The following is a 16,202-nucleotide window of genomic DNA, read 5'->3' on the forward strand; positions in this document are numbered from 1 at the left end:
GGATGTTGATATGACGACGATGAAAAAACAGGTGGTGCTGTACAAGAAACTCTCGCCACTGCTGATGGCTCGCCTGCATGAGCAGACCGAGGTGACGTTGATCGACAGCCTCGACGCCGAGGGCCTGGCCAAGCTGCGCCAGGCCCTGCCCCGCGCCCAAGGGTTGCTCGGCGCCAGCCTGAAACTGGATGCCGGGTTACTGGATCTGGCGCCGAACCTGGAAGCCATTGCCAGCGTGTCCGTCGGCGTCGACAACTACGACATCGACTACCTGACCGAACGGCGGATTTTGCTCAGCAACACCCCCGACGTGTTGACCGAGACCACCGCCGACACCGGCTTCGCGCTGATCCTGGCCAGCGCCCGGCGCGTGGTGGAACTGGCGAACATGGTTCGCGCCGGCCAGTGGAACCACAACATCGGCCCAGCGCATTTCGGCAGCGATGTGCACGGCAAAACGCTGGGCATCATCGGCATGGGGCGGATTGGCGAGGCGTTGGCGCAACGCGGGCACTTCGGTTTTGGCATGCCGGTTCTGTATCACAGCCATTCGCCGAAACCGGCGGTGGAACAGCGCTTCAATGCGCAATACCGCAGCCTGACCGAGTTGTTGCAGCAGGCCGATTTCATTTGCCTGACCTTGCCGCTGACCGCCGAAACCGAAAAGCTGATCGGCGCCAGGGAGTTCGCCTTGATGCGCCCGCAGAGCATCTTCATCAACATTTCCCGGGGCAAGGTGGTGGACGAAGCGGCGCTGATCGAGGCATTGCAGCAGAACCGGATTCGCGCTGCCGGGCTGGATGTGTTCGAGCGTGAGCCGCTGAACCATGACTCGCCGCTGTTGCAGTTAAGCAACGTGGTGGCGACGCCACATATCGGTTCGGCGACCCATGAGACACGGGAGGCCATGGCCCGGTGTGCGGTGGATAATCTGTTGGCGGCGTTGGCTGGGGAGCGGCCGATGAATCTGGTGAATGGGCGAGCGTGGAAGGGTTAAGGGATTTGGTGTTTTTCAGATAGCCATCGCGAGCAGGCTCGCTCCCACATTGGATCTGCGGCGCACACCGAATTTGTGCCCAAGGCAGATCTCCTGTGGGAGCGAGCCTGCTCGCGAAGAGGCCAGCCCAAACAACACAAATCCCTCAAGCCCGCCGCACTTGCAATAAATCCACCGCACACAAGGCAATCCGCTGACACGCATCCGCCAGCTTCACCTGATCCACCACCAGCCCAATGCGAATATGCCCCGCCGCACTTGGCCCGAAGGCTTCACCGGCCAGCACCGACACACCATAACCTTCCAGCAAGCGCTCGGCGAAACCTTGGGCACCAAGGCCGGTCTGGCGCACATCGACCATCACGAACATCCCGCCATCGGGCTTGATCGGCCGAATGCCCGGGCAACCGCTCAAGCTCGCGCACACCAGATCGCGACGCTGGCGATATTCCTCACGCATCAGCGCCACTTCAGGCAAGTCTTTATCGAGCGCCACCTGCGCGGCGTTCTGGACGAAATCCGGAATCCCGAACAGCATGCACAACGACAGATGCATCACGTGGTCGGCCAGCGGCTTGGGGCCGATCATCCAACCCACTCGCCAGCCGGTCATGGCATGGGATTTGGACAGACTGTTGACGGTCGCCGTGCGCTCGGCCATGCCGGGCAGGCTGGCCGGGCTGATGTGTTCGCCTTCAAATAACAAATCGCTGTAGACCTCATCGCTGATCAGCCAGAGATCATGCTGCATGCACAACGCAGCCAACGCCTGCCAACTCTTCAACGACAGGCTGGCACCGGAAGGATTGTTCGGACTGTTGAGCAGAATAGCCCGGGTTTTAGGGCTGATCAGTGCCGCGACATCCGCCGGTTCGACCCGAAAGCCATTCTCCGGACGCACGGCCACCGGCACCACGCGAGCCCCGCAGGCGCCGAACACCCCTTCATAAGTGACGTACATCGGCTCGGCGACGATCACTTCATCACCCGGATCGAGCAGGCACTGCGCAACCGAATACACCGCGCACTGCGCACCGGGCAGCACGATCACATGGTCGGCGTCCACCTCCTGGCCGCTGCGCTGCTGATGACGGCGGGCGATGCTGCTGCGCAGTGTGTGGGAGCCGCGTACATCCGAATAATGGGTGTCGCCGGCCAGCAGGCTGTCGATGGCGGCGTGAATGATTGGCAGCGGGGTGTCGAAATCCGGATCGCCGATCGACAGCAGCAGCACGTCGACGCCCTGCTCTCGCAGCTCCAGCGCTCGATCATGAATCTTCCAGGCTGCCGCTCCGTCACCGGAGATTCGTTGGGTCAAGGCTGAATAGCGCATGTACTTCTCCTAACGCGCGAGGTCCAGTCTCAACCCTATCTCAAATCACGAAACGCGCCACCATTGCGTTCAAATCTACCGCCAGCCGCGACAGTTCGTGGGTGGCGGCGCTGGTCTGATCGGCACCGGCGGCCGACTGGGTGGCCAGGTCACGGATGTTCACCAGGTTGCGGTCGACTTCACGGGACACCTGAGCCTGTTCCTCCGAAGCGCTGGCGATCACCAGGTTGCGTTCGTTGATCAGCTGAATCGATTGAGTGATCTGCTCCAGCGCGACACCTGCGGCGCGGGCCATTTCCAGGGTGCTTTGGGTGCGCTGATTGCTTTGTTGCATCGACGAAACCGCCTCACCGGTACCGTTCTGAATGCCGGCCACCATTTTCTCGATTTCCTGGGTCGATTGCGCGGTGCGATGGGCCAGCGCCCGGACTTCGTCCGCCACCACCGCAAAGCCACGCCCAGCCTCCCCGGCACGGGCGGCCTCAATCGCGGCATTGAGGGCCAGCAGGTTGGTCTGCTCGGCAATGGCGCGGATCACGTCCAGCACTTTGCCGATGTCGCGCCCCTGAGCGGCCAGGCCCTCGATCATCAGCGCAGTGTTTCGCACGTCGTGGGTCATGGTCTGAATGGCGTCGACGGTTTCCACCACCCGGTTACGACCTTCGTGTGCCGCCTGGGTCGACTGGTTCGAGGCTTCCGAAGTCGACACCGCATTGCGCGCCACTTCTTCCACCGCGGCAGTCATTTCGTTGACGGCGGTGGCCGCCTGTTCGATTTCGTTGTTTTGCTGTTGCAGGCCACGGGACGCTTCTTGCGTCACGGTGCTGAGTTCTTCAGCGGCCGCACCCAGTTGCGTCGCGGAGCCGGCGATCTGCTCAATGGTTTTGCGCAGGTTGGTCTGCATGGCGGACAAGGCGCCGAGTAAACGGGCCGGTTCGTCGTTGCCGTCGACCTCAATGACTTTGCTCAGGTTGCCGCCGGCAATGGTTTCGGCTGCGAGCACTGCACGGTTCAGCGGCGTGAGGATGCTGCGGGTCAACAGCCAGGCCAGTAGCACGGTCATCAAGGCCGCAACCACCGAGACCACGATGATGCCGTTGGTGGCAAAGGCATACTGCTCGTTGGCCTCGACGTCGGCCGCCGTCGCGTCAGCCTTGTTGATGGCGATCAGCTTGTTCAACTGCTCGCCCATCTGATCGGTGCCTTCCTTGACCCGGGTATTGATCAGGTTGCGCATTTCCTCCAGTTTGTTTTGCCGCGAAAGATCCGTCATCTCGCGCACGGCTTGCAGGTATTTGTCCAGCGTGACCGAAAACGTCTTGAATAACGCCGCTTCCTCACCGTCGGCCGGCAATGCCGCATAACCGGCCTGTGCTTGCTTGACCTTGTCCACCAGCACCCCGATTCGGGTTTCGGCTTCTTGCAGGCTCACGGGCTCACGGTTCACCAGAACCCGGAATGAGAGAATGCGCAGACGCAGCACGTTTTCGGTCATGGTGCCCAGGAAGCCGACGCTGGGTAGCTGATTGCTTTGCATGTCCACGGAGGCCTGTCGGATGATCGACATGCGGCTCACCGCAAACACACCCAGCACGATAACGAGCAAGGCAATGAAGGCGAAACCCAGGAAAGCTCGAGGCGCGATGTTCAGATTACGCAGTGACATAGGATGATCTCGGTAATTGAAGCGGCGAGCATCCTTGCCGTGATCACTGTCGGGCGGGCGATGGCGCGTGCCTTTCAGTTTGGCGCCACTGTTGTAATAGGTGTGTGTACGCCTATTCGTTGTATCGGCCGCAGTTGAGGTTTTTTGCAGAGGGCTGGAGAAATATTTTCCATGGGGAACAGAAGTGTTTCAGCGGTGAAACACATGCCACGCGAGATGCAGCCCTTGTGGGAGCGAGCCTGCTCGCTCCCACAAGGGCTGCGGTGTTCAATTGCTTCGGGTAGCCACCCGCCAAACCCGTGCGATGTCACTGGCGCGATCACGCAACAAACGCGGTGCCTCGGCGCAGGCCTGCTCCAATGTCATCGGCCCGCTCGCCAATGCAAAGGCCGCATCGATGCCATGCTCGTACAGGGCCTGATAGCCCTCGCCCAAGGTGCCGGCGATGACAATGACGGGCACACCGTGCTGGCGTGCAATGCGCGCCACGCCAAACGGCGTTTTGCCGCGCAACGTTTGGGCATCGAAACGACCTTCGCCGGTGATCACCAGGTCGGCGCCTTTGACCGCTTCGGCCAACCCCACCAGTTCGGCGACCACTTCCACACCGGCCTGGAATTGCGCGTCGAGAAACGCCTTCGCCGCAAACCCCAAGCCACCCGCCGCGCCGCTGCCCGGTTCATCGCGCACGTCGTTGCCCAGGGCTTGCGCGCAGAGCTCGGCAAAATGCCCGAGAGCGTGGTCCAGTTGCAGGACTTGCTCGGGCGACGCACCTTTCTGCGGGCCGAAAATCGCGGACGCGCCGTGAGGGCCGCACAACGGATTATCGACGTCGGCGGCGATGTCGAAGCGCACCTTGGCCAGACGCGGGTCGATGTCGCTCGGATCGAGACGGGCCAGTTGCGCCAGGGCCAGACCGCCCGGCGCCAGGGCTTGGCCTTGAGCGTCCAGCAGTTTCACACCCAGGGCCTGCATTGCCCCGGCGCCGCCATCGTTGGTGGCGCTGCCACCAATCGCCAGAATCACCCGTTGCGCCCCTGCATCCAGCGCGGCGCGGATCAATTCACCGGTGCCGAAGGTACTGCTGGTGCACGCATCGCGCAGGTTAGGCGGGACCAATTGCAGACCACTGGCCTCGGCCATTTCGATGATCGCGGTGTGGCTGTGTGGCAACCAGCCCCAAGCGGCATCGACCGTTGCACCCAATGGCCCGCGAACACGGGTGCGGCGCAGTTCTCCGTCGCACGCGGCCAGAATCGACTCGACCGTGCCTTCCCCACCGTCAGCCATCGGGCACTTGAGCAATTGCGCGTCCGGCCAGACTTGCGCCAATCCCAACGCAATGGCCTCGGCCACACCTTGGGCACTCAGGCTGTCCTTGAACGAATCGGGGGCGATGACGATTTTCATGCGAGTTCTCCAGTTCCAATGCATCCATGCTGCCAGCCGCCATGAACAATAACGCCGGTCCGTTGCACAAGCGGCCATGAGGATTATTGTTCATTTCCACAAAACCCTGCGGATGCAGCGTCGTTCACAAATCTGTGCACCACCACAAATCATTGTGGGAGCGGCGGTGCGGCGATCCGACTTGCCCGCGATGACGGTGTGTCAGTCACCATGCATGTTGGACGTGATGGCTTCTTCGCGGGCAAGTCGGATCGCCGCACCGCCGCTCCCACAGGGAATTGTGTGATTCATGGGTTGGCGTCTGCCTGGGGCAGGAGCTGGACGCCGAGGTACAGCGCGAGCATCCCGTCCAGCTTCAGCGGATCAACGCCGCTGAGCTCGGCAATCCGCTCCATGCGATAACGCAAGCTGTTGCGGTGGATGCCCAGGGCATCGGCACAGGCCTGGCTCTGACCGTCGTGCTCGCACCAACTGCGCAGGGTCGCCAGCAGTTGGCCGTTACCATCCTTGGCGATGACTTTGCGCAGCGGCCGCAGCAGTTCATCCAGCGCATCGTCGTTGCGGTGCCGCCAGAGCATCACTGGCAACCGATAACGGTTCAGGGTCAGCAAACGCGAGTGCGGCAACACATCACGCCCGTAGGCCAGCAAATCACCGACCCGCCGATAGCAGCGGCGCAACCCCGACAATCCATCAGCCTGCCCGCCCACGGCGATGCGTAAGATGTTCCAGCCCAGGCCATCGAGTTTCTCCAGCAGCCGCTCGTTCTCGACCGCAGGCGTGGCCGGACGGCACCAGAGCAACGAAGATTTGGCCGAGCTCACGCACCAACTGTCCGGGTAGCGCGACATCAACCAGGCGCTGAGCGCTTCGACGGTCTGGCCCGGGCCGTGTTCCAGGCCCAACTCGAACAGGTAGGGCACCCGCGTCAACTGCGGTTTGAGCCCCAGTTGCTGCGCTTCGTCCAGCAACCGCGGCGAATCCCCCGCTTCGCTGAGCAGCAGCGCCAGCAGATCGTCGCAACGCTGGCGCCGCCATTGCTGCTCGGCCTGTTGATTGCGTTGGCCCACCAACATCTCGGCAGTCATGCGCACCAGTTCGGCGTAGGTGCGCAATTGCTCGGGTTCGCCGGTGAGACCCAGCACACCAATCAAACGCTGATCGAGTAACAGCGGCAGGTTGATCCCCGGCTGCACGCCTTTGAGGTGAATCGCGGTTTGCGCGTCGATCTCCACCACGCGCCCGTTGGCCAGCACCAGTTGCGCGCCTTCATGGCGGGTGTTGATACGCTCCGGCTCGCCGCTGCCGAGAATCAACCCCTGACTGTCCATGACATTGACGTTGTACGGCAGGATGGCCATCGCCCGGTCGACGATGTCCTGGGCCAGGTCGTGATCGAGTTCGAACATAGCGCGGGTCCTTGAAAACGTGATGGAGCGGGTTGTTCACCCGCACAGGCCTTGGTCGCAAACCCTGTGCTCAGGCACAAAGACAACCACCCAAGGGGTGGCCGAGACTCACTGGGCGATCAACGTTACCCTCGCATCGCAAAAAATCATAATAAAGAGAGAGCCCGCCATGTCACAGAGCGCCACAGCTACCCTGGCCAACGCTGACGACAAGAACGCCGTCTACAAACGCATTACCCTGCGTTTGATTCCCTTCATCTTCATCTGCTACCTGTTCAACTACCTCGACCGGGTGAACGTCGGGCTTGCCAAACTGCAGATGCTCGACGCGCTGAAATTCAGCGAAACCGTGTACGGCCTAGGCGCCGGAATCTTCTTCATCGGCTACGTACTGTGCGGCGTACCGAGCAACCTGGCCCTGACCCGATTCGGCCCGCGACGCTGGATCGCGCTGATGATGATCACTTGGGGCATGCTCTCTACTTGCCTGCTGTTCGTCACCACACCCACCGAGTTCTACACCCTGCGCCTTTTCACCGGTGCCGCCGAAGCCGGGTTCTTCCCCGGCGTGGTGCTCTACCTTTCGCAGTGGTTCCCGACGTTCCGCCGTGGCCGCATCATGGCGCTGTTCATGTCGGCGATCCCGGTGTCCGGCCTGCTCGGCAGCCCGTTTTCCGGCTGGATCCTCAACCACTTCGGCGCCGGCCAGGCAGGTTTGGCCGGCTGGCAGTGGATGTTCCTGCTGCAAGGCATTCCAACGGTTATTCTCGGCGCCCTCGCCTACTTCCTGCTCAGCGACAGTTACGCCAACGCCAAGTGGCTGACCCCTTACGAGCGTTCGGTGCTTGAGGCCGATCACGCAGAAGACCTGGCCAGCAAACCGAAAACCACCACCGACTCCCTGCGCGCGGTGTTCAAGAACCCGGCGATCTGGGCCTTCGGCCTGATTTATTTCTGCATCCAGAGCGGTGTCTATGCGATCAACTTCTGGTTGCCGTCGATCATCAAGAACCTGGGTTTCAGCGATAACCTAGTGATTGGTTGGCTCAGCGCGATTCCGTATTTGCTGGCGGCGGTGTTCATGTTGATGGTGGGCCGCTCGGCGGACCTGCGCAAAGAGCGTCGCTGGCATTTGGTGGTGCCGATGCTGATGGGCGCAGTCGGTCTGCTGATCGCGGTGAACTTCGCCGCCAACCCGGCCATCGCCATCCTCGGGCTGACACTCGCCACCATGGGCGCCCTCACCGGTTTGCCGATGTTCTGGCCGGTGCCGACGGCGCTGCTCAGCGCCGGTGCGGCTGCCGGTGGGTTGGCGTTGATTAACTCCATGGGGCAGATGGCAGGTTTCCTTAGCCCGTATCTGGTGGGTTGGGTCAAGGACAGCACCGGTTCGACCGATGCGGCGTTGTATCTGCTGGCGGGTGTGATTGTTTGCGGGAGTTTGCTGGCGTTGCGGATGACGCGGACGTTGCGGGTTTAAGGTTCAGCAAAAACAAAAACGGCCCTTTCGGGCCGTTTCTCATTTCGGGCATATGCAAATGCTTTTGTGGCGAGGGAGCTTGCTCCCGCTGGGTTGCGAAGCGACCCCAAAACCATTCAACCCAGATGCATCAGATAAACCGCATTCGCTGGTTTTACGACTGCTGCGCAGCCGAGCGGGAGCAAGCACCCTCGCCACAGTGGATCGCTCAGTTCTGAGGATCGAGGTTATCCAGCACCCGGTTGACCGCCAACTCACCAAGCATCACCACCTGCTGAATCCCCAGCATCATGTTGCGATGTGGCATGTCCATCAATCCGGCGAACTCACTGAGCATCACGCTCGCTGACGCCAGGGATTCGCAGGCGTTGACCAGCAGGGTTTCGTTATCGACCTTCGCACCCACATGGTAAATGGTGCTGGGTTTGCGCTGGGTGTCTTTGGGAGTTGGGGGTTTGAGGTAGTGGTCGAGGGCGCGGTCGGCGGCTTCGTGGAGTTTTTTGGAATCGAGGGATTCGTAGGGGGAAACGTCGTCTGTTTCCGGAGGATTTGGCGTTGGTTTGAACATAGATGAAACTCCTAAAGCACTTAAAAGGAGCCATCACTCTCGCTACCAAACGAAGGGTGGTGGCCAGACGCAGGTTGGTAGACCGGGCTCCAGGAAAACGGCGCGCCCGAAGGCGCCCTGCGCATGACCACCATAAAGACGAGACGAAAAATCTCGGCGAAAGGTCGTGCTTTGAAAATAGAGACCCGGGCTACCAAACCCGATCGCTGTTTTTCAGCGACAAGGAAACGATATAGCCCGGGCTCAAGGCGCACTAGCCGGCGGATTCTGGCGCAGTCGTAGGCAACGGCGCAAGAATGTGTAGCCTCTGAGAGCATCCATCGATGCCTTTTAAACATTGCTGTTTATTGCCACTTATCCAGTGTAGGAGCCGATAATTCAGATTGCTCCCGGCCACGGTTCTGGTATTTGATTAGGCCTTTCTGACCGGTAAAAGGATTTCCTCATGAGCTATCGCACGCTGGGTCATTCGGGTTTACAGGTGTCGACCCTCACATTGGGCACCATGATGTTCGGCGAACAGACCAGCACCGAAGACTCCCTGCGAATCATCGACAAGGCCTGGGACCAGGGCATCAACTTCATCGACACCGCGGACGTCTACACCAACGGCCGCTCCGAAGAGATCGTCGGTGAAGCGATCGCCAGCCGCCGCCACGAATGGGTACTCGCCACCAAGGTCGGCTACGGCCCGGTGGACGGCGTGCCGAACCGTAGCGGCCTGAGCCGCAAGCACCTGTTCAACGGCATCGACGCCAGCCTGACGCGGTTGGGCACCGATTATCTGGACATCTATTACCTGCACCGCGAAGACCACGACACGCCGCTGGACGTCACGGTGTCTGCCATCGGCGATTTGATCCGCCAGGGCAAGATCCGCTACTGGGGTTTGTCGAATTACCGTGGCTGGCGTATCGCCGAAGTCATCCGCATCGCCGACAAACTCGGTGTCGACAGGCCTGTCATCAGCCAGCCGCTGTACAACATCGTCAACCGTCAGGCGGAAACCGAGCAGCTCACCGCCGCGCAAAGCTATGGCCTGGGCGTGGTGCCTTACAGTCCGCTGGCGCGCGGTGTGCTCAGCGGCAAGTACGCGCCGGATGTGACACCGGACGCCAACAGCCGCGCCGGTCGCCAGGACAAACGCATTCTGGAAACCGAATGGCGGGTCGAGTCCTTGCGCATTGCCCAACAGATCCAGGAGTACACCCAGGGTCGTGGCGTGGGCATCGTCGAGTTCGCCATTGCCTGGGTGCTGAACAACAGCGCCGTCACCTCGGCCATCGTCGGCCCGCGCACCGAACAACAGTGGGACGCCTACACCAAGGCGCAGGCAGTGAAGATCACGGCTGAGGACGAGGCGTTTATTGATTCGTTGGTGACACCGGGGCATTCGTCGACGCCGGGGTTCAATGACGTCAGCCACTTTGTGTCAGGTCGTAAACCGCGTACGGCTTGAGATTAATCGCGGGCAAGCCCGCTCCCACAGGGTTTTGTGTGGCCCGCCAGATCTACAGTCAATCACGATCAACTGTGGGAGCGGGCTTGCCCGCGATGGCGGTTTTGCATCCACCACTTGCCTGTGCTTCTGCCACACTCGTTGGGTGTTGATCGTTCGGACAATATTCGCTTCGAAAACCACGTATCCTCCGCACCCGTTTCACGTTCAACCTCGCGAGGGCAGTTTGTCTAAAGGCATCGCTCTATCGGTCACAGCCTCGATGCTGTTTGCCGTCATGTATTACTACACTTCGCTGCTTTCACCCTTGAGCGGCGTGGAGATCTTCGGTTGGCGGATGCTGCTGACCGCGCCGTGCATGACCGTGTTCATGGTGGTGTCCGGCGAATGGAAGCGTGTGGTGGAGCTGCTTGGCCGGCTGATCAACACGCCGAAATTGATCATCGGCCTGATCGGCTCTGCAACGCTGCTGGGCCTGCAACTCTGGCTATTCATGTGGGCGCCGCTCAACGGCTATAGCCTTGATGTGTCGCTCGGGTATTTCCTGTTGCCGCTGTCCATGGTCCTGACCGGGCGAATCGCCTATGGCGAACGTCTTTCCTACCTGCAGACAATAGCCGTGTTCTTCGCCAGTCTCGGCGTGCTCAATGAGTTGTATCAGGTCGGCGGTTTTTCCTGGGCGACTTTGCTGGTGGTGGTCGGCTATCCGATCTATTTCATCCTGCGCAAGCACCTTGCAACAGACAACCTCGGCGGGCTCTGGCTGGACATGACCTTGATGCTGCCGGTGGCGCTCTGGTTCGTGCTGGGAGGTGAACAAGGCTTCGGCGTCTTCGACCAACATCCGTGGCTGTCGCTGCTGATTCCGCTGCTCGGCGTGATCAGCGCTTCAGCACTGGTGGTCTACATCATAGCCAGCCGGCTGCTGCCGTTCAGCCTGTTCGGGCTGTTGAGTTACGTCGAACCCGTGCTGTTGCTCGGCGTTGCATTGCTGTTGGGGGAAAGCATCAAGGCCGGCGAATGGCTGACCTACATTCCGATCTGGCTGGCGGTGGTGGTGTTGGTGTTTGAAGGGTTCAAGCATTTGATGCGTCTTCGACGATAAGCCAAGCGATGACGCCTCCTGTGCGCGGGCTTGCGTCAGCCCAAAAAAGCCCGGTCAGCATTGCTGCTGACCGGGCTTTTCTACAGCTGAACCAGCTTAGTCAGTGGAGAGCACACCCCGACGAACCTGGTCACGCTCGATGGATTCGAACAGTGCCTTGAAGTTACCCTCACCAAAGCCATCGTCGCCTTTACGCTGGATGAACTCAAAGAATACCGGCCCCATCAGGGTTTCCGAGAAAATCTGTAGCAGCAGACGCTTGTCGCCCGCCTCGGACGAGCCATCCAGCAAAATGCCCCGCGCTTGCAGTTGATCGACCGGCTCGCCGTGGTTCGGTAAACGGCCTTCGAGCATTTCGTAGTAGGTGTCTGGCGGCGGTGTCATGAAGCGCATGCCGATGCTTTTCAGGTGATCCCAGGTCTTGATCAGGTCGTCGCTGAGGAACGCCACGTGCTGGATGCCCTCGCCGTTGAACTGCATCAGGAACTCTTCGATCTGCCCGGCGCCCTTGGACGATTCTTCGTTCAGCGGGATACGGATCATGCCATCCGGCGCGGTCATGGCCTTGGAGGTCAGGCCGGTGTATTCGCCTTTGATATCGAAGTAGCGGATTTCACGGAAGTTGAACAGTTTCTCGTAGAAGTTGGCCCAGTAGGCCATGCGACCGCGATACACGTTGTGGGTCAGGTGATCGATGATCTTCAGACCGGCCCCGATCGGGTTGCGGTCCACGCCTTCGATGAACACGAAGTCGATGTCGTAGATCGAACTGCCTTCACCAAAACGGTCGATCAGGTACAGCGGCGCGCCGCCGATGCCTTTGATCGCCGGCAGATGCAGCTCCATCGGGCCGGTTTCGATGTGGATCGGCTGGGCGCCGAGTTCCAGGGCTCGCTTGTAGGCCTTTTGCGAATCCTTGACGCGGAACGCCATGCCGCACACCGACGGACCGTGCTCGGCCGCGAAGTACGAGGCCACGCTGTGGGGTTCGTTGTTGAGGATCAGGTTGATCGCGCCCTGGCGATACAGGTGCACGTCTTTGGAGCGGTGGGTCGCGACCTTGGTGAAGCCCATGATCTCGAAGATCGGCTCCAGGGTGTTCGGGGTCGGCGATGCGAATTCGATGAACTCAAAGCCCATCAGGCCCATTGGGTTTTCGTATAAATCTGCCATTTTGGCGCCTCATCATTTTTATCAATTAACGAATGTTAGTTGCTAGCAATGCTGAGACCGGCGGGTGGCGCGCAGGAGATGCCCCGTACGCTGCGGGCGAGGAAGTCACCGTAGATCAATTGAAACCCAAATATCTTCATTGTCGACCCAAGGCTTTTGCGGGCGAGGCTTCTGCTGCCAGAAGACGATTATTCTTATATGCGTAACTGGATTCTACACAGCGTAAATCAGTTTGTCCGCCTTCTTATAAAATCCCCCTTTTCGTGGCTTGCGCAAGCGGTTTGTTGCACAGAAAAATCCCTGCCAGGATCAGCCCGCCCCCCAGGTACATCGCCAGAGTCAGTTGCTCACCCAGCAACAATGCGCCGAGGAGAACGGCCGTCAGCGGGTTCAGGGCGATGAACACGCCCGAACGCGTCGCGCCGATTTTGCGGATACCGTCGTAATAACCAATGTAGGCCAACGCCGAACCCAGCACGCCCAGGTACATCAGGCTCAACCACTGTTGCGTGCCGAGTTCGGTGAGCGCCGCGATGCTCAGCTCACCCCGCACGGCACTGGTCACCCAGAGCATCAGCGTGCCCAGCAAAATCGAATACGTCACCGTCTGCACCGGCCCCAGCGTTTGGTTCAGCTCTTTGGAGAACAGCGAATAAATGCCCCAGCCGAGCACACAGCCGAAGATCAACAGATCGCCGATCCAGGCATCGGCGTTGCCGGCCAAGAGCTGCGGATTGCGGCTGACAATCACCAGGCTGGCACCGGCAATGCAGATCGCGATCCCGGCCACTTTCGCCCCGCTCAGTCGCTCCTTGAACAACAACCACGACGCCAGGCCGATCACTGCCGGGTTCAACGCCACGATCAAGGACGCCCGTGACGCGTTGATGTAATGCAACCCATAAAAGAAGCACAGGTTGTAGAAAAAGATCCCGAAAAAACCCAGCAGCGCCAATTGCAGCCATTGCCGAGGGCTGGGCCGCACCAAAGGCACCCGCGCCAACAGCACAAATAGCAGCAACGCCATGCTCGCCAGCAAGAACCGCAGGCTCGCCGCCAACAACGGACTGAGGCTGTCGGCCAGAAACCGCCCGGCGACGAACGTCCCGCCCCAGATCATGGTGACCGCCGCCAGCTTTAGATAAACCGATACATCCGAAGGACTCGAAAGGGTCTGTTCACACGTAGTCATAAGTCTCCACCACCAGAAATTGGGCACATGGCGTATCATTTGACTAATGATTGATCATCGTAAAATGAGTAAATACTCATGACCCTGACCCAACTCGAGATTTTTTCGCTGGTGGCCGAACTGCGCGGCTTCACGGCGGCGGCCCATCGTTTGGGAATCTCTCAATCCGCGGTCTCCCACGCGCTCAAGTCGCTGGAACAGGAGTTGGGCGTCGAACTGCTGCGTCGGCATCAGTCCCAGGTCGAGCTGAGTGACATCGGCCAGCAGCTATTGTTGCGCGCCCGGGCGATGCTCGGGCTGGCCAACACCTTGCGCCAGGAAGCGGCCGATGCCCGTGGAATGAAGCGCGGCACCCTGCGCATCGGCTCGTTCGGCCCGACCTCATCGATCAAACTGCTGCCGAGAATCTTGCAGCATTACCGCGCCGCCCACCCTGGCATCGAGGTTCACATCGACGAAGGTCCGGACCGCCAAGTGATCCAGTGGCTGGAAGAGCGGCGTATCGACATCGGCTTTGTGGTGTTGCCCCAAGAGCGTTTCGACACCGTTACACTGATCGAGGACCAGATGGTCGCGTTGCTGCCTGCCGGTCATGTGCTGGCCGGTCGCGACAGCTTGAGCCTGAGCGACTTGTGCCACGACCCTTTCGTGTTGACCGAAGCCGGGTCTTCGGAACTGGTGTCGCGGTTATTCAATGCGGCGCGGTTGACGCCGAACATTCGCTATCGTTGCTCGCAGTTGCTCAGCACGCTGGACACCGTAGGCCGTGGCGATGCCCTGACCGTCGTCGCCGAAGGCTCATTGCCTGACGACAACGACAGTCGCTACGTGAAAAAACTGCTGTCACCACCGATCAGTCGCCAGGTTGGCCTGGCGGTCCTCGATCAGCGTCAGTCATCACCTGCAACGCTGGCCTTTATCAAACTGGCTTCGAGCCTGAATGATCGCTGAGCGGCATAAACGGCAACGGAGTGAACTTCCTGCAAGGTTATCTGTTCGGTCGGCCGATGCCCGGCGCAGAATTGATTAGTGCATTAAGTGATCATTAACTAACCACTTTAAGCGCCGAGATCATGATGATGAGCACCAAATTGAATCAAAAGACTACTCTTGTTACATGAAGAAAAAGTCAGGATTTACTCTTGGCCGATTAACTACTACAATTTTTCATACCTGTGCAAAATAGGCAGGTGAGCCATTATCACCGAGTCGCTTCAAGGCTCTTGGCTTATAGCTTTGTTTGCGGTTGGTATCAGCCAAACACACTATTGGAGTAAAGATATTGTCCAGACTCGCTGAATTCCGTGCAGCTGAAAAGGCCCTTCAAGAACAGCTCAAGCAGTTGGAATCGCTGAAGAACGATGCCGGGCTCAAGAAAGAAATCGAATTCGAAGAAAAGCTCCAGGGGCTGATGAAAACCTACGGCAAGAGCCTGCGTGACATCATCGCCATCCTCGATCCGAACCCGGCAAAATCCGGCCTGCAGCAGGCAGCAGCACCTAAAACCCGCCGCGCTCGTGTGGTCAAGGTTTATCAGAACCCGCACACCGGTGAACTGATTGAAACCAAGGGCGGTAACCACCGTGGCCTGAAAGCCTGGAAGGAACAATACGGTGCAGCCACCGTTGATTCCTGGCTGCGTGCTTAAGCACTCACGGCAATAACAAAGCCCTGCCAATGCAGGGCTTTTTCATGGGTGGTGTCTAAATGCAACGATAGTCGTCGATCAACTCGTTACATGCCGACCAACTTTTTGCTTAATCCCTTTGGCTATCTAAAAAGTGCCGAGCGTGCTGAAATCTGCGGATACGTAAACCTCAAACTAAAGTTTCAAGCTGTTTCGAGCAGCCTCTATGTCGTCCTGACTTGCTTTATAAGCCTCAGCCTGCCCCGCGTAGGAAAGAACATAGGCCTTATCGGCGTCCACCGCAGCGACCAATGTTTGAGACAGCACATGTCGACCGTTCTGCGTAATCGTGCAGGTAGTTTCCAGCGCCGATAGCCGGCTCAAGGTAGTCGGGTGAATTTGGGTGCAAACGCTCTGATATCCCCCCTGGAAAAAATCCTTCTGCACCGACTTGCGCATTTCCAGCAACACACCCTCCAGATTCACCTGGTGACCGCTTTCCACTTGAGTCATGGTCAACTCCATCACCATTACCGGTGTACCGTCCTGACCATTTTTTACCGCGCGCTGCCGGGAAACCTGTGGCTTGGCCTCGTCTTGCGGAACGGCCTCGACGGTCCATCCGCTGGGCCAGGTCACGACCGGTGCCTCCGCATGAGCGGCGGTAACACCTGAAAGCAGACACATCAGGACGAACATCGATTGACAGAATCGGATCATTGCAATGAACACTCACGAATTGAGGCGCAAAGTCTGAGCCTCGCCCGGCTGTCAGGCAAGCGT

14 protein-coding genes and 1 pseudogene are annotated in these 16,202 nt (G+C 59.5%); 6 read left to right on the forward strand and 9 right to left on the reverse strand.

The window, feature by feature from the left end:
* Nucleotides 1-19: 19 nt before the first annotated feature.
* Nucleotides 20-997, forward strand: coding sequence for a 2-hydroxyacid dehydrogenase (locus AACY49_RS18650; RefSeq protein ID WP_339525676.1), 978 nt, complete (start codon nucleotides 20-22; stop codon nucleotides 995-997).
* A 145-nt stretch (nucleotides 998-1,142) separates the two neighbouring features.
* Here AACY49_RS18650 and AACY49_RS18655 read toward each other — a convergent pair whose 3' ends face one another.
* The 5 genes and pseudogenes from AACY49_RS18655 to AACY49_RS18670 all read right to left on the reverse strand — a co-directional run bounded on the left by AACY49_RS18655 (nucleotide 1,143) and on the right by AACY49_RS18670 (nucleotide 6,815).
* Nucleotides 1,143-2,330: a pyridoxal phosphate-dependent aminotransferase gene (locus AACY49_RS18655; protein WP_258700506.1), complete on the reverse strand. Its 1,188-nt coding sequence runs from the start codon at nucleotides 2,328-2,330 to the stop codon at nucleotides 1,143-1,145.
* Between the two features lie 40 nt (nucleotides 2,331-2,370).
* On the reverse strand, nucleotides 2,371-3,234 hold the full coding sequence (locus AACY49_RS31905) for a methyl-accepting chemotaxis protein (protein WP_408980629.1): 864 nt from the start codon (nucleotides 3,232-3,234) through the stop codon (nucleotides 2,371-2,373).
* Nucleotides 3,229-3,996, reverse strand: a pseudogene (locus AACY49_RS31910) (MCP four helix bundle domain-containing protein); the annotation flags it as partial. The pseudogene AACY49_RS31910 and the gene AACY49_RS31905, both read right to left, overlap by 6 nt.
* Nucleotides 3,997-4,263: 267 nt before the next feature.
* Nucleotides 4,264-5,406 (reverse strand): glycerate kinase, encoded by a 1,143-nt coding sequence (locus tag AACY49_RS18665; RefSeq protein WP_339525627.1) that lies wholly within the window; start codon nucleotides 5,404-5,406, stop codon nucleotides 4,264-4,266.
* A gap of 287 nt (nucleotides 5,407-5,693) precedes the next feature.
* Complete coding sequence (locus AACY49_RS18670; protein ID WP_339525629.1) at nucleotides 5,694-6,815, reverse strand: sugar diacid recognition domain-containing protein; 1,122 nt, start codon at nucleotides 6,813-6,815, stop codon at nucleotides 5,694-5,696.
* A 169-nt stretch (nucleotides 6,816-6,984) separates the two neighbouring features.
* Between AACY49_RS18670 and AACY49_RS18675 the strand changes: the two genes are divergently transcribed.
* Nucleotides 6,985-8,295 (forward strand): MFS transporter, encoded by a 1,311-nt coding sequence (locus tag AACY49_RS18675; protein ID WP_339525631.1) that lies wholly within the window; start codon nucleotides 6,985-6,987, stop codon nucleotides 8,293-8,295.
* Between the two features lie 208 nt (nucleotides 8,296-8,503).
* Here the strand turns inward: AACY49_RS18675 and AACY49_RS18680 are convergent, their stop codons facing one another.
* On the reverse strand, nucleotides 8,504-8,863 hold the full coding sequence (locus AACY49_RS18680; RefSeq protein WP_339525633.1) for a DUF6124 family protein: 360 nt from the start codon (nucleotides 8,861-8,863) through the stop codon (nucleotides 8,504-8,506).
* A gap of 445 nt (nucleotides 8,864-9,308) precedes the next feature.
* Here AACY49_RS18680 and AACY49_RS18685 point away from each other — a divergent pair, with 445 nt between their 5' ends.
* Nucleotides 9,309-10,322 (forward strand): aldo/keto reductase, encoded by a 1,014-nt coding sequence (locus AACY49_RS18685; RefSeq protein WP_258700500.1) that lies wholly within the window; start codon nucleotides 9,309-9,311, stop codon nucleotides 10,320-10,322.
* A gap of 226 nt (nucleotides 10,323-10,548) precedes the next feature.
* Nucleotides 10,549-11,427, forward strand: coding sequence for an EamA family transporter RarD (gene rarD, locus AACY49_RS18690; RefSeq protein ID WP_258700499.1), 879 nt, complete (start codon nucleotides 10,549-10,551; stop codon nucleotides 11,425-11,427).
* A 96-nt stretch (nucleotides 11,428-11,523) separates the two neighbouring features.
* On the opposite strand, the gene hppD is transcribed toward rarD, so the two are convergent.
* A complete protein-coding gene (gene hppD / locus AACY49_RS18695) occupies nucleotides 11,524-12,600 on the reverse strand; it encodes a 4-hydroxyphenylpyruvate dioxygenase (RefSeq protein WP_258700498.1) in 1,077 nt (358 codons plus the stop codon).
* A 244-nt stretch (nucleotides 12,601-12,844) separates the two neighbouring features.
* Complete coding sequence (locus AACY49_RS18700; protein WP_258700497.1) at nucleotides 12,845-13,792, reverse strand: DMT family transporter; 948 nt, start codon at nucleotides 13,790-13,792, stop codon at nucleotides 12,845-12,847.
* A 78-nt stretch (nucleotides 13,793-13,870) separates the two neighbouring features.
* Between AACY49_RS18700 and AACY49_RS18705 the strand changes: the two genes are divergently transcribed.
* Together AACY49_RS18705 and AACY49_RS18710 are read left to right on the forward strand one after the other, a co-directional pair.
* Nucleotides 13,871-14,743 carry a LysR family transcriptional regulator gene (locus AACY49_RS18705; RefSeq protein WP_339525637.1) on the forward strand — a complete coding sequence of 291 codons (873 nt, stop codon included), beginning with the start codon at nucleotides 13,871-13,873 and terminating at the stop codon, nucleotides 14,741-14,743.
* A 331-nt stretch (nucleotides 14,744-15,074) separates the two neighbouring features.
* Nucleotides 15,075-15,440, forward strand: a complete 366-nt coding sequence (locus AACY49_RS18710; protein WP_258700495.1) for a histone-like nucleoid-structuring protein, MvaT/MvaU family — start codon at nucleotides 15,075-15,077, stop codon at nucleotides 15,438-15,440.
* 174 nt (nucleotides 15,441-15,614) lie between these two features.
* Here AACY49_RS18710 and AACY49_RS18715 read toward each other — a convergent pair whose 3' ends face one another.
* Nucleotides 15,615-16,139, reverse strand: coding sequence for a DUF4946 domain-containing protein (locus tag AACY49_RS18715; protein ID WP_339525640.1), 525 nt, complete (start codon nucleotides 16,137-16,139; stop codon nucleotides 15,615-15,617).
* Nucleotides 16,140-16,202: the final 63 nt, after the last annotated feature.

Origin of the sequence: Pseudomonas sp. EL_65y_Pfl2_R96, assembly GCF_963970905.1 — a bacterium.
Taxonomy (GTDB): Bacteria; Pseudomonadota; Gammaproteobacteria; order Pseudomonadales; family Pseudomonadaceae; genus Aquipseudomonas.

What these genes read in the sequence shown, in the direction of transcription:
- AACY49_RS18650 (WP_339525676.1), top strand. Translation starts at nt 20, where the DNA reads ATGAAAAAACAGGTGGTGCTGTACAAGAAACTCTCGCCACTGCTGATG.
- AACY49_RS18655 (WP_258700506.1), bottom strand. Translation starts at nt 2,330, where the DNA reads ATGCGCTATTCAGCCTTGACCCAACGAATCTCCGGTGACGGAGCGGCA.
- AACY49_RS31905 (WP_408980629.1), bottom strand. Translation starts at nt 3,234, where the DNA reads ATGCAGACCAACCTGCGCAAAACCATTGAGCAGATCGCCGGCTCCGCG.
- AACY49_RS18665 (WP_339525627.1), bottom strand. Translation starts at nt 5,406, where the DNA reads ATGAAAATCGTCATCGCCCCCGATTCGTTCAAGGACAGCCTGAGTGCC.
- AACY49_RS18670 (WP_339525629.1), bottom strand. Translation starts at nt 6,815, where the DNA reads ATGTTCGAACTCGATCACGACCTGGCCCAGGACATCGTCGACCGGGCG.
- AACY49_RS18675 (WP_339525631.1), top strand. Translation starts at nt 6,985, where the DNA reads ATGTCACAGAGCGCCACAGCTACCCTGGCCAACGCTGACGACAAGAAC.
- AACY49_RS18680 (WP_339525633.1), bottom strand. Translation starts at nt 8,863, where the DNA reads ATGTTCAAACCAACGCCAAATCCTCCGGAAACAGACGACGTTTCCCCC.
- AACY49_RS18685 (WP_258700500.1), top strand. Translation starts at nt 9,309, where the DNA reads ATGAGCTATCGCACGCTGGGTCATTCGGGTTTACAGGTGTCGACCCTC.
- hppD (WP_258700498.1), bottom strand. Translation starts at nt 12,600, where the DNA reads ATGGCAGATTTATACGAAAACCCAATGGGCCTGATGGGCTTTGAGTTC.
- AACY49_RS18700 (WP_258700497.1), bottom strand. Translation starts at nt 13,792, where the DNA reads ATGACTACGTGTGAACAGACCCTTTCGAGTCCTTCGGATGTATCGGTT.
- AACY49_RS18705 (WP_339525637.1), top strand. Translation starts at nt 13,871, where the DNA reads ATGACCCTGACCCAACTCGAGATTTTTTCGCTGGTGGCCGAACTGCGC.
- AACY49_RS18715 (WP_339525640.1), bottom strand. Translation starts at nt 16,139, where the DNA reads ATGATCCGATTCTGTCAATCGATGTTCGTCCTGATGTGTCTGCTTTCA.